The following is a 21,666-nucleotide window of genomic DNA, read 5'->3' on the forward strand; positions in this document are numbered from 1 at the left end:
ACATGGCCAACGAGCGCCCAGTCCAGAGGGTCGCCGCACTGATGCTGGCGGCCGGCTACAGCCGCCGCTTCGGCGCCGACAAGCGGCGTGCAACACTGGCCGACGGTCGCTCGCTACTGGCGGCCAGCCTGGCACTGCCCTGCTCGATGCTCGAAGAAATCTGGCTGGTGTTGCGCCCGGACGAGTCCATCGCGGAGATGGGATTACCCGCCAGCATCAAGCTCGTCCAGCACCCGCTAACAGCCCAGGGCATGGGCCACAGCCTGGCGGCAGGTGCAGAGCATCTACTGGCCGAATCCAACGCTGACGTCTTGGCGATCTTTCTCGCCGATATGCCGTCGATACAGCGGGACAGCCTGGAAACCCTGATCGCCCACTCCAGCGCGAACACCATCGTGCTGCCCAGCTATCAGGGCAAGCGCGGCCATCCGGTGCTGTTCGGCCGCGCTTTCTGGCCGCAGCTCGCGGCGCTGAGCGGCGATGCCGGCGCCAAGCCTGTGCTGCAGCAGCACCCCGAGGCTGTGCGTATCGTCGAGCTGGACGATCCTGGCGTACTGCAGGACATCGACACCCCGGCAGACCTGTCTCAGTTCTAGGTCCGCCAAGGGGATTCACTCGCCACAACGCAGGCGGCGGGTTTCACCCGCCCTACTGCCCGGCCTGATGCAGCAGCACCTCGCTCAATGCCTGCGCCGCGCTGGATAGCTGATGCCCGGCCTGGTGCAGCAGGCCGACGCGACGCGACACCTGTGGCTCGCTCAGCGGTAGGCAGCGGGCGCCCAGCTCTTCCATCTGCTGCCGGCACAGTTGCGGCACGGCGCTGACGCCGAGGCCTTCGGCGACCATACGCCCGACCGTCACCAACTGATGACTTTCGAACGCTACCGGCAGCTTGCCGTGGCTGGAGATCACACTGTCTTCCAGCAGCAGGCGCACCGCCGAAGGCCGTTGCAGGGTGATGAAGGGCTGCTCCAGCAGCTGTGCCCAGGTCAGCGCGGACTGCTCGGCCAACTTGCTGGCGACCGGCACCACAGCGACGAAACGATCCTCGTACAGCGGCGTGAACTGCAGGCCATCGAGGGTTGCCGGTTCGAAGGCGATGCCCAGCTCGACGCGACCGTCGCGCACCATCTCCATCACCTGTTCGTTGATCACGTCGTGCACCGCCACGTTGACCCGTGGGTAGGCGTCGCGGAAGGCGCGCAGCGCCGCCGGCAGGCGGTTGCCGGCGAACGACGGCATGGCTGCCACCGCCACCTTGCCCATCTGCAGGGTGAAGTGCTGGTGCAGCAGATCCTCGGCGTTGTCCCAATCGGCCAGCAGACGCACGGCAATCGGCAACAGCGTCTCGCCTTCCGGCGTCAGCGCCACACTGCGGGTGGTACGTACCAGCAACTGGCCGCCGAGCGATTGCTCCAGATTCTTGATCGCCAGGCTCAGTGCCGGCTGCGACAGATGCAGGCGTTCACAGGCCTGGACGAAGCTCAGGCTCTGCGCTACGGCAAGAAAGGCGCGTAGCTGTTTGACGGTCATTAATTTACTTACCTGATCAATCAAGAGGAAAAACAAACTTAACAAATAAGACGGCAGCACTGAAGCTTGGTCTCACCCCAGATAAAAACAAAAGAGGCAGCCTCTAATGAGCGGACTCGACAAACGCGTCGGCAGCTATGCAGAAGCCCTGGACGGCCTGCAGGACGGCATGACTGTGCTGGCCGGCGGTTTCGGCCTGTGTGGCATCCCCGAGAACCTGATCGCCGAGATCCGCCGCCGTGGGGTGCGCGATCTGACCGTGGTGTCCAACAACTGCGGCGTCGACGGCTTCGGCCTCGGCGTACTGCTGGAAGACCGGCAGATTCGCAAGATGATCGCCTCCTACGTCGGCGAGAACGCCCTGTTCGAGCAGCAACTGCTCTCCGGCGAGCTGGAAGTCGAACTGACCCCACAAGGCACCCTGGCCGAGAAGCTGCGCGCTGGCGGCGCCGGCATCCCCGCGTTCTTCACCGCCACCGGCTACGGCACCCCGGTCGCCGAAGGCAAGGAAGCGCGCGAGATCAATGGCCGCCACTACATCCTCGAACCGGCCATCACCGGCGACTTCGCCATCGTCAAAGGCTGGAAGGCCGACCACTTCGGTAACGTGGTCTACCGCCACACCGCGCAGAACTTCAACCCGGTGGTCGCCACCGCCGGGCGCATCACCGTGGTCGAGGTCGAAGAGATCGTCGAGCCCGGTGAACTCGACCCTACGCTGATTCACACCCCCGGCATCTACGTCGACCGGCTGATCTGCGGCAGCTTCGAGAAACGCATCGAAAAACGCACCCTGCGCGCCTGAGGAGAGACCAGCATGGCACTGACCCGTGAACAAATGGCCCAGCGCGTCGCCCGCGAGTTGCAGGACGGCTTCTACGTCAACCTCGGCATCGGCATCCCGACTCTGGTGGCCAACTATGTGCCCGAGGGCATGGCCGTGATGCTGCAGTCGGAGAACGGCCTGCTCGGCATGGGCGCCTTCCCCACCGAAGAGGAAGTGGACGCCGACATGATCAACGCCGGCAAGCAGACCGTCACCGCGATCAAGGGCGCAGCGATCTTCGACTCGGCACAATCCTTCGCCATGATCCGTGGCGGCCATGTCGACCTGACCGTGCTCGGCGCCTTCGAGGTGGACGTACACGGCAACATCGCGTCCTGGATGATCCCCGGCAAACTGGTCAAAGGCATGGGCGGCGCCATGGACCTGGTGGCCGGCGCCGACAACATCATCGTCACCATGACCCACGCGTCCAAGGACGGCGAGTCCAAACTGCTCGAGCGTTGCAGCCTGCCACTGACCGGCAGCGGTTGCATTCGCAAGGTGCTGACCGACCTGGCCTACCTGGAGATCGAGAACAACGCCTTCGTCCTGCGCGAGCGTGCACCGGGCGTGAGCGTCGAGGAAATCGTCGCCAAGACCGCCGGCAAGCTGATCGTCCCCGAGCACGTCCCGGAAATGCAGTTCTAGGTTGACTACCGCCCTGCAGAGCGCCACCACGACTGGCGTTTTGCGGGGTGTTTTTATTTGGTGTTATCTGCTGCACTCCCTGTAGGAGCGGATTCATCCGCGAAGCTCTCCGTCCTACCGTACCCAGAGGATTACCCATGCAAGACGTCGTCATCGTCGCCGCCACCCGCACCGCCATCGGCAGCTTCCAGGGCAGCCTGGCCGACATCCCCGCGCCGGAACTCGGCGCCATCGTCATCAAGCGCCTGCTGGAGCAAACCGGCCTCGACGCCGCCCAGGTCGATGAAGTCATTCTCGGCCAGGTGCTCACCGCTGGCAGTGGCCAGAACCCCGCACGCCAGGCCGCCATCCACGCCGGCCTGCCCCATGCCGTACCTGCCATGACCCTGAACAAGGTCTGCGGCTCGGGCCTGAAAGCCCTGCACCTGGCCACCCAGGCCATTCGCTGCGGCGACGCCGAGGTGATCATCGCCGGCGGCATGGAGAATATGAGCCTGGCGCCCTACGTGCTGCCCAAAGCCCGCACCGGTCTGCGCATGGGTCACGCACAGATGCTCGACAGCATGATCGTCGACGGCCTGTGGGATGCCTTCAACGACTACCACATGGGCATCACCGCCGAGAATCTGGTGGAGAAGTACGGCATTAGCCGTGAAGCCCAGGACGCCTTCGCCGCTGCATCGCAACAAAAGGCCGTGGCTGCCATCGAGGCCGGTCGCTTCGACGCTGAAATCACTCCAGTGCTGATCCCGCAGCGCAAGGGCGACCCGATCGCCTTCGCTCGTGACGAGCAGCCACGCGCCGGCACCACCGCCGAATCCCTGGCCAAGCTCAAACCCGCATTCAAGAAGGACGGCAGCGTCACCGCCGGCAACGCCTCCAGCCTCAACGACGGCGCCGCTGCCGTGCTGCTGATGAGCGCAGCCAAAGCGCAGGCGCTGGGTCTGCCCGTGCTGGCGAAGATCGCTGGCTATGCCAATGCCGGCGTCGATCCGGCGATCATGGGCATCGCCCCGGTATCGGCTACCCGCCGTTGCCTGGACAAGGCCGGCTGGAGCCTGGCCGACCTTGACCTGATCGAAGCCAACGAAGCCTTCGCCGCTCAGGCGCTGTCCGTCGGCCAGGAACTGGGCTGGGATGCCGACAAGGTCAACGTCAACGGTGGCGCCATCGCCCTCGGCCACCCCATCGGCGCCTCGGGCTGCCGCGTGCTGGTCAGCCTGTTGCACGAGATGATCCGCCGCGATGCCAAGAAAGGCCTGGCCACGCTGTGCATCGGTGGCGGCCAGGGCGTAGCGCTGGCCATCGAACGCGAGTAAAGCGCGAAACCGTAGGGCGGGTGCAACCCGCCACTATCGGAACCGGCGGGTTTCACCCGCCCTACGGAGCAACACAACCACTCGCTCGGCTCCGGCCGGGCGTTGTCATTTCCACCCGCCAGGCACAACCGACCTGAATGCCTGGAACAGCCCTTACACAACCATAAGAAAGAGGCGTCATCGATGTTCAATACCCTCACCCGCATGAGCGTGAGCCTGGTACAGAAGTACCTGCCTTCGCCCTTCGTGTTCTCCGCCTTGCTCACGCTGGGCGTACTACTGGCTGGTATCTTCTCCACCGGCCAATCGCTACCGGCCATGGTGCAGCACTGGAGCGGCGGCTTCTGGACACTGCTCGGTTTCGCCATGCAGATGGCGCTGATCTTCGTCACCGGCCATGCACTGGCCAGCGCACCGATCATCAACCGCCAACTCGATCGCCTGGCCGGTATGGCCCGCACCCCCGGTCAGGCAATCATCATGGTCACCCTGGTGGCGCTGGTCGGCTGCTGGGTCAACTGGGGTTTTGGCCTGGTGATCGGCGCGGTATTCGCTCGCGCCCTCGCGCGCAAGGTCGACGGTGTCGACTACCCGCTGCTGGTGGCGTCGGCCTACTCGGGCTTCCTGGTCTGGCACGGCGGCCTGGCCGGTTCGGTGCCGCTCTCCCTGGCCACCGGCGGCCCGGATCTGGCACGCATCACTGCAGGCGTACTGACCGACCCGGTAAGCATCACCGAAACCCTGTTCAGCACCCTCAACCTGACCATCGTCGCGCTCCTGGTGATCGGCCTGCCGCTGCTCAACCGCGCCATGCACCCGCGCCAGGGCGCCAAGGTCGCCGACCCGGCCAAACTGGTGGAATCGCGTGCGGAACTGCCGTCCCGTGAAACCCCGGCGCAGCGCCTGGACGATAGCCGCATCCTCGGTCTGGCACTGGTGGCCATGGCTGGCATCTATCTGTTCAACCACTTCGCCACCAAGGGTTTCGTGCTTGGCCTGGACGTGGTCATCGCCATCTTCCTGTTCAGCGGCCTGCTGATGCACGGCACTCCGGAGCGCTACATGCGTGCGGTGGACGAAAGCGTGCGCGGCATCGGCGGCATCGTCCTGCTGTTCCCCTTCTACGCAGGGATCATGGGCATGATGATGGGCGCCAATGCCGACGGTATCTCGCTCGGCCGGCAGATCACCGAAGCCTTCATTTCCTGGTCCTCGGCCGACACCTTCCCGCTGCTGGCCTTCCTCAGCGCAGGCGTGGTCAACGTGTTCGTCCCGTCCGGTGGCGGCCAGTGGGCCGTGCAAGGCCCGATCATGCTGCCAGCCGCCCAGGCTCTGGGTGTTTCGCCGACCGTCACCGCCATGGCAATTGCCTGGGGTGACGCCTGGACCAACATGATCCAGCCGTTCTGGGCGCTGCCGCTGCTCGGCATCGTCGGCCTCGGCGCCCGCGACATCATGGGCTACTGCCTGATGATGCTGCTGTACTCGGGCGTGGTGATCTGCGGCGCGTTCTACTTCCTCGGCTAAGTGCTTTCAGGCCCGCTCGCCGTCCTGAGCGGGCCTTTCTCAACGCCAACGATCCAACAGATTCACCGCCAGCCGATCCAGCCATCCCCACAACCGCTGCTGCGCACGACGCCACCAGGGGCGCTGACGCCAGTCGTCGAGGGTGATTTCGCGGCTGACGCCAAAGTCCTCGATGAAGCTGGCCGTCACGGCCTGGGTAAAGTCCGGGTCGAGCGCCTCGACGTTGGCGTCGAGGTTGAAGCGCAGGTTCCAGTGGTCGAAGTTGCACGAGCCGACGCTGACCCAGTCGTCCACCAGGACCATCTTCAGGTGCAGGAAACGTGGCTGGTATTCGAAGATGCGTACCCCTGCCCTGAGCAACTTGGGGTAGTAGCGCTGGCCAGCAAAACGCACTGGAGGATGGTCAGTGTGGCGCCCGGCCAGCAACAGGCGCACTTCGACGCCACGGGCCGCTGCGCGGCGCAGGGCACGGCGGATTTTCCAGGTAGGCAGGAAGTACGGCGTTGCCAGCCAGACCCGCTGCTTGGCCCCGCGCAAGGCACGTAGCAGCGACAGCAGGATGTCGCGGTGCTGCGCCGCGTCGGCATAGGCCACACGCCCCAGGCCAATCCCTGCTGGCGGGCATTCGGGCAGGCTCAGCGCGGCCGGCTGATGGCTGGGGCGCCAGGAAAAACGCGCCAGCCAGAGTTGCTCGAACAACTGCTGCCAGTCGCCCACCAGCGGCCCTTCCATTTCCACCATGACTTCGTGCCAGGGGCTGCGGGGTTCCTCTGGCAGCCAGAACTCGTCGGTAGAACCGGTGCCGCCGACGTAAGCCAGGCGTTGGTCCACCAGCAGCAGCTTGCGGTGGTCGCGGTGAAAATTGCGGATGCCACGCCGCCAGCGCACCGGGTTGTACCAGCGCAGCTGCACGCCCGCGGCCGCCATCCGCTCACGCAGCGCAGCACCCAGCCCCGCCGCACCATAGGCATCGAACAGGCCGCGCACCGCCACGCCGCGCTCGGCCGCCCGGCACAGGGCATCGACCAGGCGCTCACTGCAGCGGCCGTCCTCGATCAGATAAAGCTCGATTTCCACCTGCTGCAGCGCGCCCTCGATGGCCGCCAGCATGCGTGGGAAGAACGCCGGCCCGTCCAGTAGCAACTCGAAGCGATTGCCGCCCCGCCAAGGAAAGATGCGGCCGCGCTTGTGCACGCTCAACGCGCCGTGAAGATCAGCACGGCGCCCACCGGCACCGACAGGCTGATGGCCGGCAGGTCAGCGACCTTGCGCAGCGCCTCGACGCCACTGGCCAGGGCGAAGTCTTCGGCGTGCAACACCAGCGGAGCCAGGGTCACCACCTGAAAGCGTCGATCATCCAGGCGAGTCACCAGTAGCTCGCTGTCCAGCTCGCGGCTGTGCTCGTTGAGGGTCAGTTGCAGCGGCAGGCGCAGTTCCAGCTGCGCGCCGGGCGCCAGGTCGGTGAGTTGTGGCAGGTTGACCTGAGCGCTGATGCGCGCCTCGGGCAGGCGCGAGGTATCGAACAGCAGGCTGCGCAAGCGCTCATCGCGCAGCGCGATACCGGTGCTTACAGAATCCAGACCCACCCGCAGGCGCGCACGCCCATCAGCGGCGATCTGCCCATGCAGGGTGAGAAAGCGATGCACCTCCGACTGGCTGCCGGAGTGGGTAGAAATGAACGACAGCCGCGAGGACTCGTTGTCCAGATACCAGTCGGCGTGGACGGGCAAGGCGGCAGCAAGCAGCAGGGCGAAAAACGAAAGGCGCATGGGGACTCGGAAAACGGCATGACCAAGCGGCAACGATAGTCGCCAGCGCAGGCCTTGCAAAGCCCAACGCACACAGCACCGTAGGGCGGGGGCAACCCGCCGCTGCCGAGGTGGCGGGTTTCACCCGCCCTACTTGCTCGGCAGCAACTGGCAGCCCTGCCGCTCACCCAGCCAGGCTGCGCTGTGGGTGCGGCCTAGGCCGCTGGCGGCCACACGCTTGGCGCTTTCGTCATCCAGCAGGCTGCTAATCGGCACGTACTGCACGACATAGCCTTCACAGTAGGCCGCCGGGTTACCGCTGACGTAACGGCAGGAGCAGTATTCCTTGGCCGTGTAGGCGCCGATGATGTCCGGAAACGCTTGCAGGTAAACGCGGTTCGGCCATGCCCAGGCCAGCAGCAGAATCAGCAGCAGTGCCAGCGCGCTGAGAATCGGGTGACGACGGATCATGGCTGCACCCCCACGGCGAAGGCCGCACGCACGCGCTTGAGCAGCTCGTTGTGCTGGAAGCTGCCATCGCGGTCATCGGCGTAACGCACCACCACCAGGTTTTCCTGCGGCATCACGTACACGCCCTGACCCCAATGTCCGAGCGCGGCGATGGTGTCGGCTGGCGCATCCGGCCAGGGCCGCGTGCTACCCGGCAGTTCAGCGTTGAGCCACCAGTGCCCGCCCGGCACCGCGTCGCCAGGCGCGAAGCCCTGTGGTTGATAGCCGGCGAAGGGCGTGGCGACAAAATCGACCCAGGCTGCCGGCAGCAACTGGCGCTCACCCCAACGGCCACCGCGCTGCATCAGCAGGCCGACACGGGCCAGGTCGCGCGCAGTCATGTAAGCGTAGGACGAGGCGATGAAGGTGCCGCTGGCATCGCGTTCCCAGGTCGCGCTGCTGATACCCAGCGGCTCGAACAATGCAGTCCAGGGATAGTCGGCGTAAGCCCGCTCGCCGACCATGCCACGCAGAGCTGCCGCCAGCAGGTTGCTGTCGCCGCTGGAATAACGAAAGCGCGTTCCCGGCGCGGCATCGGCCTCATGTGCGGCGGTAAACGCGGCCATATCATCGCGGCCACGGGTATAGAGCATGGCCACCACCGAGGATTTCAGCGGCGCGTACTCGTAGTCCTCCTGCCAAGCCAGGCCCGAGGCCCAGTTGAGCAGGTGACCGATCTTGATCTGCGGGTGGTCCGCCATCGGCGGGTAGTACTGCGCCACCGGTGCATCGAGCTTGAAGCGCCCCTCGCCATAGGCCACACCGAGGGTGGTGGCGAGCAGGCTCTTGGCCATCGACCAGGAGAGGTGCGGCGTCTGCGCGGTGGTCGGCTCGGCGTAGCGTTCGTAGACGATCTGCCCATCGCGGATCACCAGCAGCGCATCGGTGCGCACACCTTTGCGTTCGGCATCGTCGCGCGGGGCAAAGGCATAGGCCTCCAGCTTGGCGATGGCGGCGGACGGTGGTGCGGGTTGGCTCTGCCAGTCAGCTTGCGGCCAGCTTTCCGCCACGGCGGTGCTGACAGCCAGGCTGAAACCGAGCGCCAGGCTCAGTCGACGAAGCAAGGAAGTGGGCATGGGCGGCCTCGATCAGAAATCGTGGCGCACCCTAGCACGGCGATGATGACGGCTTGAAGCGACGAAACCGCCATCGCCAGCCTTCATTTGGGCAGTTGGTAATCCTCAGGCCCCATCAGATCGAGACCGCATTCGAGATTCTCGATCCAGTAGAGGAAGGCGCTGATCATTTCCGGGCCGACGAAGGGCCGGCCATGCTGCGGCACGATCATCGCCACGTCCATCTGCCGCACCATCGCCGCCCACAGCCGACAGGCCTTGTTACCAGCCATGTAACGCCGGTGGAAGCCTTCCATGTTCGGCACATGGTTGACGAAGTCGCGCACCGGCGTGGCGTCATCCACCAGCGAGGCGCCCATGTCGCCGGAGAAGAGAATCTTGCTCACCGGGTCGTACACCTGGAAGTTGCCCACCGAGTGCAGGAAGTGCGCCGGCACGGCCTTGAGCGAGCATTTGCCCAGCGGGATGCTCTGGCCTCGATCCGGCAGCGCGATGATGCGATCGAAGGTGTTGATGCCGCGGCTCAGCACCAGGTAGTTGGCGGTCAGGTGCGGCAGAAAACGCGCCCACAGCTTGGAGCAGATCACCCGCGCGCGGGTGTGCAGCAGCCACTTGTCCAGCGAGGCGATGATGTCCGGGTCCTGGTGCGAGGCGAAGATGTAGGTCAAGTCCTGCACCGGAATGTGCTTGGACAGCTCCAGCGACAGCGGCGTATAGGTCAGGTCGCCGCCTGGATCGAGCAGCAGGTACTGCTCATTGTCGGTGATCAGGAACTGGTTGGATTGCACGCCTTCGCCGCTGACCAGGTCATCGAACATCAGGCATTGGTGGCTGCCGTTATCGAACAGCACGATGGGCTCGCGGCGCATGGAAACCTCGTAGATGAATCGCGAGGCAACCTTATGCGCACACTGCCGAGAGGGTACTGATATGGATCAAGAGCCGGCGACAATCTGCCGCGCTTTCTCCAGGCGTTTGCTGCGCGCCGCCTCTGCAATGCGCAGCAAACCCTTGTCGCGCTGCCACAGCGCGGCCCAGTGCGTAGGCCCCGTGGCGAAAGCGTCATCCAATTCACCAGCCAGCGCCTGCTGTTGGGCGAACAGGCCGGCGAGCAGCAGATGAGTGGTGGCAGCATTGGGCGCTTGCCGCGCCACCTCGGCGCAGCCGGCCAACAGTGCCTGCAAACGCAACTGCAGGGATTCGGGCCAGGCGCTTTCGCGCCCGACACCGAACAGCCAGGCCGCCACTGCCGCGAGGACGTGCGCGTCTTCCAGCGTACGAAAGGGTTTGACGTAGTCGTCCCAGCCATCGCCTGCCAAACGCTCGCCCTGCGCCTGATCCAGATGCAAACGGGCATGGCCGATATCCGGCATCAGCGGCAAGGCAGGCAGCGGCTCGATGCGCACGCCGGGTGCGCCCTGGCGCACCACACCGAGGGCTAGACGCGGCGCCTGCCCTTCGCCTTCTTCGCGCGCCGCTACCAGCAGCCAGTCGGCGCATTCGGCGGCGGTGACAAAATCCTTGCGACCCACGATGTGCAGACCGTCTATACGCGTGTTCATGTCCGCCGGGCGGGTGCTGCGGTTCTCCGTCACACACAGCGCACCGGCCGTCCAGGGCGCCGCCGGCCACAGCACACGCAGCGCCGCCTGATAGCCAGCGAGAAAGGCCAGCCCAGGCGTAGCCGCCTGCAAACCGCCCACCAGCGCCAGTTCGAAGGGCTGTGGCGTGCCGCCCAGACGCGCCAGCAGGCGCGCATACCAGTCTTCCAGCCCGGCGTCGGCTGTCAGACGCTCGACCGGCTGAAACAGGCTCGACCAGGGCATCACAAACCTCCTCGCAGCAGCAGTCGGACACCTCTAAAAACTACCTGCGTTGCCATTGCTGCGTAAAAACAGGCTCAAAATGCTCATTTACAGCTCGTAAACTCCGCTTTTTCGCCTGTTTTTGCCTTGCACTGGCTGCCTCGCCTACGTTTTTAAAAGTGTCCACCTGAGCCGCCGTCACATAAGCATCAAAAAAGCTTCACGGTGGTGACACCGCAGCTACCTAGCCTGAGCTTGCCCAACAAGATCGACCGGCTGCAAGCATCCAGCCGGCACACGGAGGATCTGGCATGACTCAAACTGCTCGCCGACTGCAGGCCGAACGCCTGCAAGGCCCCGCCGCCCTGCGTGAAGCGCAGGCCTTGCGCTACCGCGTATTCAGCGCGGAATTCGACGCCAAGCTCAACGGCGCCGAACTGGGTCTGGACATGGACGACTACGACATTCACTGCCGCCATATCGGCGTACGTGACCTGGAAAGCGGCGAGCTGGTGGCCACCACCCGCCTGCTCGACCATCAGGCGGCGGCCGGCCTTGGCCGCTACTACAGCGAAGAAGAATTCGCCCTGCACGGCCTTGCCGGTCTCGAAGGCCCGGTGCTGGAAATCGGCCGCACCTGCGTCGATGTCGCCTACCGTAACGGCGCCACCATCGCCGTGCTCTGGGGCGAGCTGGCTGAGGTGCTCAATGAAGGCGGCTACCGCTACCTGATGGGCTGCGCCAGCATCTCCATGCAGGACGGCGGCATCCAGGCCCATGCGGTCATGCAGCGCCTGCGTGAACGCTACCTGTGCACCGAGCACCTGCGTGCCGAGCCGAAACACCCGCTGCCGCAGCTGGACCTGCCGGGCAACGTCATCGCCGAAATGCCGCCGCTGCTCAAGGCCTACATGCGCCTGGGCGCGAAGATCTGCGGTGAACCCTGCTGGGACAAGGATTTCCAGGTCGCCGACGTGTTCATCCTGCTCAAGCGCGACGAGCTGTGCCCACGCTACGCCCGGCACTTCAAGGCGGCAGTCTGAAACCCGGCTGTAGGAGCGAGCTCTGCTCGCGAACGAGAGTGTCCAGCATTCGCGAGCAGAGCTCGCTCCTACACATCAGCATGCCCCCAAGCATCGCCAAACGACTCTATCAATGGATAATGCCGCCACTCGTCCTCAAGCGGAGGCCTCGATGGCCAAACTGCGTCTGTCCCTGCGCCTCTTTCATCTGGCCCTGGTAATCGCTTTTGGCGCCCTGCTGGCCGGCATCGTCAGCCTGTTCGAGCGGGTAGTTCGGCACGACCTGATGCCGCTGCGCCAACGTCTGACCCGCTGGTTCCTGGCGCGCCTGGGCGGCGCCCTGCCGTTTCGCGTACGAGTGGAGGGGGAGCTGCCCACGCAACCGATGCTGTGGGTCGCCAACCACGTGTCGTGGACCGACATTCCGCTGCTGGGCGCCCTGCAGCCGCTGTCCTTTCTGTCCAAGGCGGAAGTACGCGGCTGGCCGCTGGCCGGCTGGCTGGCGCACAAGGGCGGCACGCTGTTCATCCGCCGCGGTGCAGGCGACAGCAGCCAGGTGAGCCAGCAGCTCACCCGCCACCTGCAGCAGGGCCATCACCTGCTGATCTTTCCCGAAGGCACCACCACTGACGGCCTGGCCCTGCGCACCTTTCACGGTCGTCTGCTGAGTAGCGCCATCGACAGCGGCGTGGCGCTGCAACCGGTGGCCATCCGTTATTTGCGCGATGGCCAACCCTGCCCGGTGGCGCCGTTCGTGGGCGACGACGACATGCTCTCGCACCTGCTGCGCCTGCTCTCGAGCTCGGCCTGCGAGGTCGAGATCCGTCTGCTCGCGCCGATCCCCAGCGAATCACGCAGCCGCAACGAACTGGCCCGGCACAGCCAGGCCATCATCGCTAGCGCCCTGCAGTTGGATACAACCGAGGCGCAACCGGCCGCAGCGGCCTAGGCGGTACGATCAAGGCGTCGCTGTCGAGCGAGGCCAGCAAGCGACTGGCAACGCTGCCCAGGAAGAAACGCGACGCCCCTTCGCGGGCATGGGTGCCAAGCACCAGCAGGTCCGCACCAGACTGACGCAAGGCCTCGCCGATCACCCCTTCCGGCGAGCCGATCTGCACCAGCAGGCGCTCGTGACTCAGGCTCACGCCGACTGCACTGAGGCGCTCCACCAGTTGCTGACGCTGCAGCTCGCGCTGATTCTCCAGCACCTCGGCGCTGATACCCGCCTCCATCATCGCGCCCGCTACAACCGGCTCGACCGCGCTGGCCACATGCAGGTCGTCCAGGCTCGCCAGACCCAGCTCACGCACCCGGTTCAGGGCTTGCTGCGAGGTGCGCGAAAGGTCCATCGCCAGCAACGCATGACGGTATTCATGGGTCACCGGACCATTGACCCGCAGCACCGGCAGATGACTGCTGCGCACCACCCGCTCGAGCGTGGTGCCGACGAAGAAGTCACGCAGCGCCGACTTGCGATGCGCGCCCACCACCAGCAGGTCGGCGCCCATGCCTTGCGCGCTTTCGACAATGACCGAGGCGGCTTCACCAGTGCCCACGATCACCCGCGGCACACTGCCCGCCTGCTCGCCGAGGCGTTCGGCCTGCGACTGCAACAGGGTTTCGGCCTGCTGCACCTGACGTTGCACGTGCGCAGCCGGCGCATCGTCATCGATCACGTGCAGCAGGGCCCATTCGCCACCACCTTGGCGGCGGATCAATTGCACGGCGCGCTGTACCGCGTGCGCCGAACGTTCGGACAGATCGGTCGCTACCAGAATCTTGATCATCTCGTGTTCCTCCATGGGTTTAACACCGCGTTACATTCAAGCGCCTCGCTACCTCGTACTCCTTGATGCAGGTCAGGTCCGACGCGCTAAAGCGGTCTAGGTTAGTAAGGACTGCGGGGTGCGCCGGCCGTTGGCGATCGACAGGCGCAGCCGGCCCAACCAAGGAGACGCGCCCCATGGGCAATCCCCCCTCACAACATAGTGACCACGCCTGGCACGGTTTGACTGCACAACAAGCGCTCGACGAGCAGCGCAGCAGTGCCAGCGGCCTCAGCCAGGAGGAAGCCGAGCAGCGCCTGCAGCGCTACGGCGCCAACCGCCTGCCGCCGCCGCAACGCCGTGGCCCGCTACTGCGCCTGCTCTATCAGTTCCACAACGTGCTGCTCTACATGATGCTGGTCGCAGCGCTGATCACCGCCCTGCTCGGCCATTGGCTCGATACCTCGGTGATCCTCGCCGCCGTGCTGATCAACGTGATCATCGGCTTCATCCAGGAAGGCAAGGCGGAGAATGCGCTGGACGCTATCCGCAGCATGCTCTCCCCCCACGCGATGGTGCTGCGTGGCGGTGAACGCCATGAAATCGATGCCGAGCGCCTGGTGCCCGGCGACATCGTGTTGCTGGTATCCGGCGACAAGGTGCCAGCCGACCTGCGCCTGACCAGCGTGAAGAACCTGCTGGTGGAAGAAGCGGCGCTGACCGGCGAATCGGTGCCGGTGGAAAAATCCGTGGCGCACTGCAACGCCGATGCCCCGCTCGGCGACCGCCGCTGCATGGCTTATTCCGGCACCCTGGTCAGCAGCGGCCAGGCCAGCGGCGTGGTGGTAGCGACCGGTGCCAACACTGAACTCGGCCGTATCGGCGCCATGCTGCAACAGGTGCAGGCGCTGTCCACGCCGCTGCTGCGACAGATCGAACAGTTCAGCCGCTGGCTGGCGGTGATCATCCTGATCCTGGCCTTGGCCACCTTCATCCTCGGCATCCTCTGGCACGGCCAGAACCCCGGCGAGATGTTCATGATGGTGGTGGCACTGACCGCCTCGGCCATCCCCGAAGGTCTGCCGGCGATCATAACGGTGATCCTCGCCCTCGGCGTGCAGCGCATGGCCGGCCACAACGCCATCGTCCGCCGCCTGCCGGCGGTGGAAACCCTGGGCTCGGTGACGGTGATCTGCTCGGACAAGACCGGCACCCTGACCCGCAACGAAATGACCGTGCAACGAGTGGTCAGCGCCAGCCGCATCCTCGATGTCTCCGGCGTCGGCTACGCCCCGGAAGGCGCCTTTCATCAGGATGGTGCGCTGCGTGAGCCTGACGCCGCCCTACTGGAAGTCGCCCGCGCCGCGCAGTTGTGCAACGACGCCCGCCTGCAACAGGATGATGCCGGCCACTGGCGGCTGCATGGCGACCCGACCGAAGGCGCACTGCTGACCCTGGCGCTGAAAAGCGGTGTGGATGGTCAGACCCTGCACGCGCAACTGCCGCGCAGCGATGCGATCCCGTTCGAGTCCGAACACCGCTTCATGGCCACCCTGCACCATGACCACACTGGCCATGGCCTGGTTTACCTCAAGGGCGCCCCCGAGCGCGTGCTGGAAATGTGCGCTAGCCAGCGCAGCGCCAATGGCGGCAATGCGCCCCTGGACGCCGACTACTGGCGGCGCCAGGCCACCGACCTGGCTGCCCGTGGCCTGCGCCTGCTGGCCCTGGCCAGTAAACAGGCCGCAGCCGAGCAGCGCACGCTCAGATTCGACGACGTCGAAAGCGGGCTGACTCTGCTCGCGCTGGTCGGCATCATCGACCCGCCACGCGAGGAGGCCATCGCCGCTGTCGCCGAATGCCAGCGTGCCGGCATCCGGGTAAAGATGATCACCGGCGACCATGCCGAGACGGCCCGCGCCATCGGTGCACAACTAGGCATCGGCGTCGGCCTGCCGGCGATGACCGGCGCCGAGCTGGAACTGCTCGATGACCGCCGTCTGCGCGAGGTGTTGCCCGGCGTCGAGGTATTCGCCCGCGCCAGCCCCGAGCACAAATTGCGCCTGGTACAGGCCATGCAGGACAGCGGCGAGGTCGTGGCCATGACCGGCGACGGCGTGAACGACGCACCGGCCTTGAAGCGCGCCGACGTCGGCGTGGCGATGGGCAACAAGGGCACTGAAGCGGCCAAGGAAGCAGCCGAAGTAGTGCTGGCCGACGACAACTTCGCCACCATCGCCGGGGCCGTGCGCGAAGGCCGCGCGATCTACGACAATCTGAAGAAATTCATCCTATTTTCTCTACCGACCAATGGCGGCCAGTCGCTGATCGTGATCTTCGCCATTCTGTTCCAGGTGGTGCTGCCACTGACGCCGGCGCAGGTGCTGTGGATCAACATGGTCACCTCAAGCACCCTGGGCCTGGCGCTGGCCTTCGAACCCAGCGAGCGCGGTTTGATGCAGCGCGCCCCACGCGCGCCGAACGAGCCCCTGCTGTCCGGCTTCTTCGTCTGGCGCGTGGTGATGGTTTCTGTACTGATTGCCGGCGCGGGCATCGGCCTGTTCCTCTGGGAGCTGAAGCTTGGCAACAGCCTGGAAAGCGCCCGCACCATCGCAGTGAATGCCGTGGTGATGTGCGAAATCTTTTACCTGTTCAACAGCCGCAGCATCTTCGGCTCAGTGCTCAACCGCGAAGCCCTGCTGGGCAACCGCGCGGTACTGGTGACCATCGCCATCTGCCTGGTGCTGCAGCTGCTGTTCACCTATGCACCGCCGCTGCAGGGGGTATTCGGCTCGGTCGGCCTGAGCCTGGAGGAATGGCTGCGGGTACTGCTGGCAGGCCTGACACTGTTCGCCGTGGCGGAGCTGGAGAAATGGGTGGTGCGGCGCTTTGGCCTGCATGCCCAGGCGGCCTGAACCGCTGGAGGAGAGGTTGCAGTGATGGTCGTCGCGGCTGAAGCCCCTCCCACAGCGCTCGACGCGAAACCTGGTGGGAGGCGCTTTGGCGGCGACCGTTGAAGCGGCGAAATCCCCGGTGCGCACGGCGCACCCTACGGTTCAGACTCGGTTCACATGTAGGGTGCGCTGCGCGCACCGCCGCTACCTCGATGCGTTCAGTTCGGCCTCGGCGAAGGCCATCAGTTCGGGGTAGAAGGCGCGGAAGTCTTCGCTGAGCGGCTCATATAACTGCTCCAACTCAATCAGGCTGCCGTCGAGCAACTGCGGTTTGGAGAGGCGCCGCTGCATGCCGGCAATCACCTGCTCCAGCACCGCGAACTCGCGGTAGCTGCCGAGCCAGTCCTGCGCGGCCATGCGCGGTGCCATCAGTGCCAAGCGCCCGGGCAACTCGGGCTCGGCCGCCAGCACGCGATATACCCGACCAGTGAAGTGATCCAGCGGCTGCGACGCGTACGCCGACCAGTCACGGGCCAGGCAATGATCGAAGAACAGATCCAGCAGCATGCCGGCTGTTCTTCGCCGCTCGACAGGAAAGCGCGCCCGTGCGCGGGCTTGCAGTGGGTGGCTGTCGGTGAAGGCATCGATGCGCCGGTGCAGACGAATGGCCGCCTCGATTTGTGCCGGCCAACGCCCGCTCAACGGGCCTTTGACGAAATCGCCGTAGAGGCTGCCGAGCAACTGCGGTGGTGCGTCGCCACCAAGATGAAGATGGGCCAGATAGTTCATCCCGCGAGCTTACCGCCGTGAGCAGAACAATCGAAGCCGTTGATGGAGACTATTGGAACAATCAATCTGTATATCGCTCAGAGACGATATAAGGTTCGCCACATGACGATACAGACCCACACCGCCATGGAAATCGACCTCGACGCCATCATCAAGGCTCTCGCCCATCCGGTACGCCGTGACATCCTCGACTGGCTGAAGGAGCCCGAGCTGAACTTCGCCGAGCAGGATCACCCGCTGGAGATCGGCGTGTGCGCCGGCAAGATCTTTCAGCGTACGGGGCTGTCGCAGTCCACCGTTTCTGCCCATCTGACCACTCTGCAACGCGCCGGTCTGGTGACCAGCCGCAAGGTTGGCCAGTGGCACTTCTTCAAGCGCAACGACGAGCTGATTCAGGTATTCGTCGAGCGCCTCGGCCAACAACTCTGATTTGACCTTTCCTCCGGAGAAACCACCATGCCTACACTGTTCGACCCCATCCAGATCGGCGACCTACAGCTGAACAACCGCATCATCATGGCACCGCTGACCCGCTGCCGCGCCGACGAAGGCCGTGTGCCCAACGCGCTGATGGCTGAGTACTACACCCAGCGCGCCTCGGCTGGGCTGATCATCAGCGAAGCCACCGCTGTCACGCCGATGGGCGTCGGCTACCCGGACACTCCCGGCATCTGGTCGGATGAGCAGATTCGTGGCTGGAGCAACATCACCCAGGCAGTCCATGCCAACGGCGGCAAGATCGTCCTGCAGCTGTGGCACGTCGGACGCATCTCCGACCCGATCTACCTGAACGGTGAACTGCCGGTGGCGCCAAGCGCCATCCAGCCTGCCGGCCACGTCAGCCTGGTGCGCCCGATCAAGGAGTTCGTCACCCCACGTGCTCTGGAGACCGAAGAGATCGCCGATATCGTCGAGGCGTATCGTCAGGGCGCCGAAAACGCCATGGCCGCCGGTTTCGATGGTGTGGAAATCCACGGTGCCAACGGCTATCTGCTCGACCAGTTCCTACAAAGCAGCACCAACCAGCGCACCGACCGCTACGGCGGCAGCGTCGAGAACCGTGCGCGCCTGCTGCTGGAAGTGACCGATGCCGCCATCTCGGTATGGGGCGCCGGTCGCGTCGGTGTGCATCTGGCGCCGCGTGCCGACGCTCACGACATGAGCGATGCCAACCGTGCCGAAACCTTCGGCTACGTCGCCCGTGAACTGGGCAAACGTGGTATCGCCTTCATCTGCGCCCGTGAGAAATCCGGCGACGACAGCCTGACACCGCAACTGAAGAAGGAATTCGGCGGCGTGTTTATCGCCAACGAGCGCTTCACCAAGGATCAGGCCAATGCCTGGCTGGCAGAAGGCAATGCCGATGCCGTGGCCTTCGGCATCCCCTTCATCGCCAACCCGGACCTGCCGCAGCGCCTGGAGCAGAACGCCGCGCTAAACGAGCCGCACCCGGAAACCTTCTACGGTTCCGGCCCGGTCGGTTATATCGACTATCCGCGTCTGTAAGATCGCAGCTGAGGCACCTCCGGCAAGCGATATCCCGTGGGAGGGGCTTCAGCCGCGACCAATAAATGAACAAGCCCCGCATTGCGGGGCTTGTTCATTTAGCGAATTGCCTTAGCGCTGATTGATCTGCTGCTGCAGATTCACCACCTGGCTCTGCAGGGTATTGATGTTGCGCGTCATCTGCGCGCGGAAGGCATCGAACTCGGCAGTATTCGGGCCGGCACTGGCAGCCGGGCGATTGTCCAGCTCGCTACGCAGCACCAGCAGGTCCTGCTCAAGGCTGCGGATGGCCTGGGCCGGATTACCCTGTTTTTTCAGCGCCTCGATATCGCCGCCGAGCCCCTTGATACGGGTATCGAGCTTGGCCAGTTCGGCCTGGGTTGCCTTGGCATCGCCTTGCGCGGCCTTCAGTGCCGCCTGCTCGGTGGAAAGCGCCTGCAGGCGCTTGTCGAAATCGGCGCTGGCGCCGATTCCGCTCTTGAGCTCTGTACCCAACTGCTCGACGCGCTTGTCCAGCGCAGACTGCGCCGTGGCGCTCTGCTGTTGCTGCTTGCTCAGCTCGGCCAGACGCGTTTCCAGCTGCTTGACCTGCAGCTTGAGCGCCTCGCTACCGCTGGTGACGTTGGATTCGGTCGCCACCACCTTGCCGGAAATATCCTGAATGCGTCCTGCCGCCTCCTCGCTGATGCGAGCGAAGCTCTCCTGGGTCGCCACCAGGCGCTGCTCCATCAAGCCGATCTGCTGCAGGCTCCACCAGCCCAGGCCAGCCAGAGCGAAACTCAGTGCACCCACCAGCGCCCACAGCGGCCCGGTACTGGCGCCCTTGACCACTGGAGCCTTGCTGCTGGTAGCGCGGCTGCTGCGCGGCGCGGGCTCTTCGCGCGGCTCGGCAAACTCCTCGCGGCGCTCCGGGGTCAGGCTGGGCAGATTGTCGAGTTCGTCGTTGGCGTCGTTGCGCATGGTCGGACCTATGGTTGGAACGAATAAACAGAAATGCCGCGCAGTATACCGATTCGCCATTACACCATCAGCGTCGCGCCAAGCAGGTGCGCGATGCACCGAGGAAGGGCGCGACAGGGCCATCGACTCGCCTGCAACCCAGCAGTTCCGCAAAACATGAACTGGTACGCAGTTTGCTTTTGATCCTGTCGTGAACGCGCCGATAGAGCGTCGCTAACGAGCCAGCAGGCGGCCTGAAAAGTTCTGCAAAGCAATACAGCACACGTTCGTGTTACAGCCGTTGGGAATAGGCTGCTCAGGTCGCGGAGGGCGTGGAACGCCGAAGCCCGTGACCCTTCAACCAATCGGGGGAAGTGGCAATGGAACTGAACAAAGAAGTACTGGACTGCATGAAAGCGCTGCGTCGCCGTCTACGCGAAGAGCAGGACGTGGATATTCGCATGAGCCAGCCCAACGCGGTCGTCGCCATGCTCGATGGCAGCCTTAAATCCGACAATGAAGAAACCCGTCGCCTCGGCCAACGCCTGGCTGAACTGTCTGATCAACCGCAGCGTGCCACCGTGACGCCACTGGCCGCAGTCGAGCTACCGGTCGGCACGCCAACCGGCTCGGTACGCGTCTATCGCGGCCAGCGCATCTACGCCTGAGGCCCCATCTGCGCCTGCCACCAGGTGCAGAACTCATCCAGCGCATCCCACAGGCTGGCTCGGGGCGCGTAGCCAAGGAACTCGCGGGCGCGATCGATGTTCAGGGAAAAATCCCTGGCCATCACCGCCACGCCGAGGCGAAACAGACTTGGCTCTGGCCGCCCGGGCAGTACCCGGCATACGCCTTCGTTGAGCGTCGCCGCAGCATAGGCCAGCGGGAACGGTACATGCCGCGTCACTGGCGGCAGCTCCAGGCGACGCAACACATAATTGACCACGTCCCACAGCGGTACCGGCGCGCCATTGCTGATGTTGTACACCTGGCCGAGCGCCGCCCCGTCCACCTGCAGCGCGCTGAGCAGGGCATCGTTGAGATTGTGCACGTTGGTGAAGTCGACCTTGTTCAGGCCATTGCCGATGATCGCCAGGCGACCCTTGCGCTGCATGCCGATCAAGCGTGGGAATATGCTGGTATCGCCCGCGCCGGTGACGAAGCGCGGACGCAGGGCGATCACCTCCAGACCAAACTCCTGAGCAGCGAACACCTGCTGCTCGGCCAGGTACTTGGTCTTGCCATAGTGATCGGAGAAGCGTTCGGGCACCTGCTCCTCGCGGATATCGACATGGGACTTGCCATCGAAATAGATCGACGGCGAGGACAGATGCACTAGGCGCTGGACCTTCTGCTTGAGGCAGGCGTCGACGATATTCTCGGTGACCGTGACGTTGGCTTGATGAAAGTGCGCGTAATCGCCCCATACGCCAACCGCGCCGGCGCAGTGCACCACGGCCTCGACATCCTGGCACAAGGCCTGCGCCAGCTCAGCATCACCGAGGTCGCCCTGAACGAACTCGGCGCCACGCTTGATCAGGTGCTGCACACCTTCTGCGCGGCGGCCATTGACCCGCACGGCCAGCCCTTGCTCGAGCGCAAAACGAGCGAAGCGCCCACCGATGAAGCCACTCGCGCCGGTGACCAGAATCTTCATCGTCATCCCCTACCCTTGATTCTTGTAGTTGCCGCACTCTAGCAGTGCCATTGTCGTAGCACGCTGTCGGCGGCGGCCATAACTACGACCCGGCGAGCCGC

The 21,666-nt window shown here is 64.8% G+C and carries 22 protein-coding genes; 11 read left to right on the forward strand and 11 right to left on the reverse strand.

Going from position 1 to position 21,666, the window contains the following annotated elements:
* Positions 1-2 precede the first annotated feature (2 nt).
* Positions 3-596, forward strand: a complete 594-nt coding sequence (locus AAEQ75_RS02550) for a nucleotidyltransferase family protein (RefSeq protein ID WP_343350799.1) — start codon at positions 3-5, stop codon at positions 594-596.
* A gap of 52 nt (positions 597-648) precedes the next feature.
* Here the strand turns inward: AAEQ75_RS02550 and AAEQ75_RS02555 are convergent, their stop codons facing one another.
* The gene (locus AAEQ75_RS02555; RefSeq protein ID WP_343350800.1) at positions 649-1,533 is read right to left on the reverse strand and encodes a LysR family transcriptional regulator; all 885 of its coding nucleotides are present in this window, start codon (positions 1,531-1,533) and stop codon (positions 649-651) included.
* A gap of 106 nt (positions 1,534-1,639) precedes the next feature.
* Between AAEQ75_RS02555 and AAEQ75_RS02560 the strand changes: the two genes are divergently transcribed.
* The 4 genes from AAEQ75_RS02560 to AAEQ75_RS02575 all read left to right on the forward strand — a co-directional run bounded on the left by AAEQ75_RS02560 (position 1,640) and on the right by AAEQ75_RS02575 (position 5,853).
* Complete coding sequence (locus AAEQ75_RS02560; protein ID WP_343350801.1) at positions 1,640-2,338, forward strand: CoA transferase subunit A; 699 nt, start codon at positions 1,640-1,642, stop codon at positions 2,336-2,338.
* 12 nt (positions 2,339-2,350) lie between these two features.
* Entirely contained in the window at positions 2,351-3,007 is a 657-nt protein-coding gene (locus AAEQ75_RS02565; RefSeq protein ID WP_343350802.1) for a CoA transferase subunit B, read from the forward strand.
* A gap of 137 nt (positions 3,008-3,144) precedes the next feature.
* Positions 3,145-4,326 (forward strand): acetyl-CoA C-acetyltransferase, encoded by a 1,182-nt coding sequence (locus AAEQ75_RS02570; RefSeq protein ID WP_343350803.1) that lies wholly within the window; start codon positions 3,145-3,147, stop codon positions 4,324-4,326.
* A 183-nt stretch (positions 4,327-4,509) separates the two neighbouring features.
* The gene (locus AAEQ75_RS02575) at positions 4,510-5,853 is read left to right on the forward strand and encodes a short-chain fatty acid transporter (RefSeq protein WP_343350804.1); all 1,344 of its coding nucleotides are present in this window, start codon (positions 4,510-4,512) and stop codon (positions 5,851-5,853) included.
* Between the two features lie 39 nt (positions 5,854-5,892).
* Here the strand turns inward: AAEQ75_RS02575 and AAEQ75_RS02580 are convergent, their stop codons facing one another.
* The 6 genes from AAEQ75_RS02580 to AAEQ75_RS02605 all read right to left on the reverse strand — a co-directional run bounded on the left by AAEQ75_RS02580 (position 5,893) and on the right by AAEQ75_RS02605 (position 11,013).
* Positions 5,893-7,047 carry a phospholipase D-like domain-containing protein gene (locus AAEQ75_RS02580; RefSeq protein ID WP_343350805.1) on the reverse strand — a complete coding sequence of 385 codons (1,155 nt, stop codon included), beginning with the start codon at positions 7,045-7,047 and terminating at the stop codon, positions 5,893-5,895.
* Positions 7,048-7,049: 2 nt separating this feature from the next.
* A complete protein-coding gene (locus AAEQ75_RS02585; protein ID WP_343350806.1) occupies positions 7,050-7,622 on the reverse strand; it encodes a YceI family protein in 573 nt (190 codons plus the stop codon).
* 129 nt (positions 7,623-7,751) lie between these two features.
* Positions 7,752-8,072, reverse strand: a complete 321-nt coding sequence (locus AAEQ75_RS02590; protein ID WP_343350807.1) for an amidase — start codon at positions 8,070-8,072, stop codon at positions 7,752-7,754.
* Complete coding sequence (locus AAEQ75_RS02595) at positions 8,069-9,187, reverse strand: serine hydrolase domain-containing protein (protein WP_343350808.1); 1,119 nt, start codon at positions 9,185-9,187, stop codon at positions 8,069-8,071. Before AAEQ75_RS02595 ends, AAEQ75_RS02590 begins: the two co-directional genes overlap by 4 nt.
* 83 nt (positions 9,188-9,270) lie before the next feature.
* Positions 9,271-10,056 (reverse strand): MBL fold metallo-hydrolase, encoded by a 786-nt coding sequence (locus AAEQ75_RS02600; protein ID WP_125836323.1) that lies wholly within the window; start codon positions 10,054-10,056, stop codon positions 9,271-9,273.
* 66 nt (positions 10,057-10,122) lie between these two features.
* Positions 10,123-11,013, reverse strand: coding sequence for an acyl-CoA dehydrogenase family protein (locus AAEQ75_RS02605; protein WP_343350809.1), 891 nt, complete (start codon positions 11,011-11,013; stop codon positions 10,123-10,125).
* Positions 11,014-11,303: 290 nt separating this feature from the next.
* Here AAEQ75_RS02605 and olsB point away from each other — a divergent pair, with 290 nt between their 5' ends.
* The gene (olsB, locus tag AAEQ75_RS02610) at positions 11,304-12,035 is read left to right on the forward strand and encodes an L-ornithine N(alpha)-acyltransferase (protein ID WP_099522304.1); all 732 of its coding nucleotides are present in this window, start codon (positions 11,304-11,306) and stop codon (positions 12,033-12,035) included.
* Positions 12,036-12,186: 151 nt separating this feature from the next.
* Positions 12,187-12,963 carry a lysophospholipid acyltransferase family protein gene (locus tag AAEQ75_RS02615; protein WP_343350810.1) on the forward strand — a complete coding sequence of 259 codons (777 nt, stop codon included), beginning with the start codon at positions 12,187-12,189 and terminating at the stop codon, positions 12,961-12,963.
* Here the strand turns inward: AAEQ75_RS02615 and AAEQ75_RS02620 are convergent.
* Positions 12,911-13,801, reverse strand: coding sequence for a universal stress protein (locus tag AAEQ75_RS02620; RefSeq protein ID WP_343350811.1), 891 nt, complete (start codon positions 13,799-13,801; stop codon positions 12,911-12,913). The genes AAEQ75_RS02615 and AAEQ75_RS02620 overlap by 53 nt on opposite strands.
* Before the next feature lie 176 nt (positions 13,802-13,977).
* Between AAEQ75_RS02620 and AAEQ75_RS02625 the strand changes: the two genes are divergently transcribed.
* Entirely contained in the window at positions 13,978-16,695 is a 2,718-nt protein-coding gene (locus tag AAEQ75_RS02625; RefSeq protein ID WP_343350812.1) for a cation-transporting P-type ATPase, read from the forward strand.
* 183 nt (positions 16,696-16,878) lie between these two features.
* Here AAEQ75_RS02625 and AAEQ75_RS02630 read toward each other — a convergent pair whose 3' ends face one another.
* Positions 16,879-17,463, reverse strand: coding sequence for an ACP phosphodiesterase (locus AAEQ75_RS02630; RefSeq protein WP_179545617.1), 585 nt, complete (start codon positions 17,461-17,463; stop codon positions 16,879-16,881).
* A gap of 126 nt (positions 17,464-17,589) precedes the next feature.
* On the opposite strand from AAEQ75_RS02630, the gene AAEQ75_RS02635 reads away from it, so the two are divergent.
* A complete protein-coding gene (locus tag AAEQ75_RS02635) occupies positions 17,590-17,892 on the forward strand; it encodes an ArsR/SmtB family transcription factor (protein ID WP_099522956.1) in 303 nt (100 codons plus the stop codon).
* Positions 17,893-17,919: 27 nt separating this feature from the next.
* Positions 17,920-18,969, forward strand: coding sequence for an alkene reductase (locus AAEQ75_RS02640; RefSeq protein WP_343350813.1), 1,050 nt, complete (start codon positions 17,920-17,922; stop codon positions 18,967-18,969).
* Between the two features lie 111 nt (positions 18,970-19,080).
* Here the strand turns inward: AAEQ75_RS02640 and AAEQ75_RS02645 are convergent, their stop codons facing one another.
* Entirely contained in the window at positions 19,081-19,929 is an 849-nt protein-coding gene (locus AAEQ75_RS02645) for an ATPase (protein WP_343350814.1), read from the reverse strand.
* 359 nt (positions 19,930-20,288) lie between these two features.
* Between AAEQ75_RS02645 and AAEQ75_RS02650 the strand changes: the two genes are divergently transcribed.
* Positions 20,289-20,576, forward strand: coding sequence for a hypothetical protein (locus AAEQ75_RS02650; protein ID WP_279922884.1), 288 nt, complete (start codon positions 20,289-20,291; stop codon positions 20,574-20,576).
* Here the strand turns inward: AAEQ75_RS02650 and AAEQ75_RS02655 are convergent.
* Positions 20,567-21,565, reverse strand: a complete 999-nt coding sequence (locus AAEQ75_RS02655) for an NAD-dependent epimerase/dehydratase family protein (protein WP_343350815.1) — start codon at positions 21,563-21,565, stop codon at positions 20,567-20,569. The two genes, AAEQ75_RS02650 and AAEQ75_RS02655, sit on opposite strands and share 10 nt — an antisense overlap.
* Positions 21,566-21,666: the final 101 nt, after the last annotated feature.

It is taken from the genome of Pseudomonas sediminis, from assembly GCF_039555755.1.
GTDB classification, from domain to species: domain Bacteria; phylum Pseudomonadota; class Gammaproteobacteria; order Pseudomonadales; family Pseudomonadaceae; genus Aquipseudomonas; species Aquipseudomonas mendocina_D.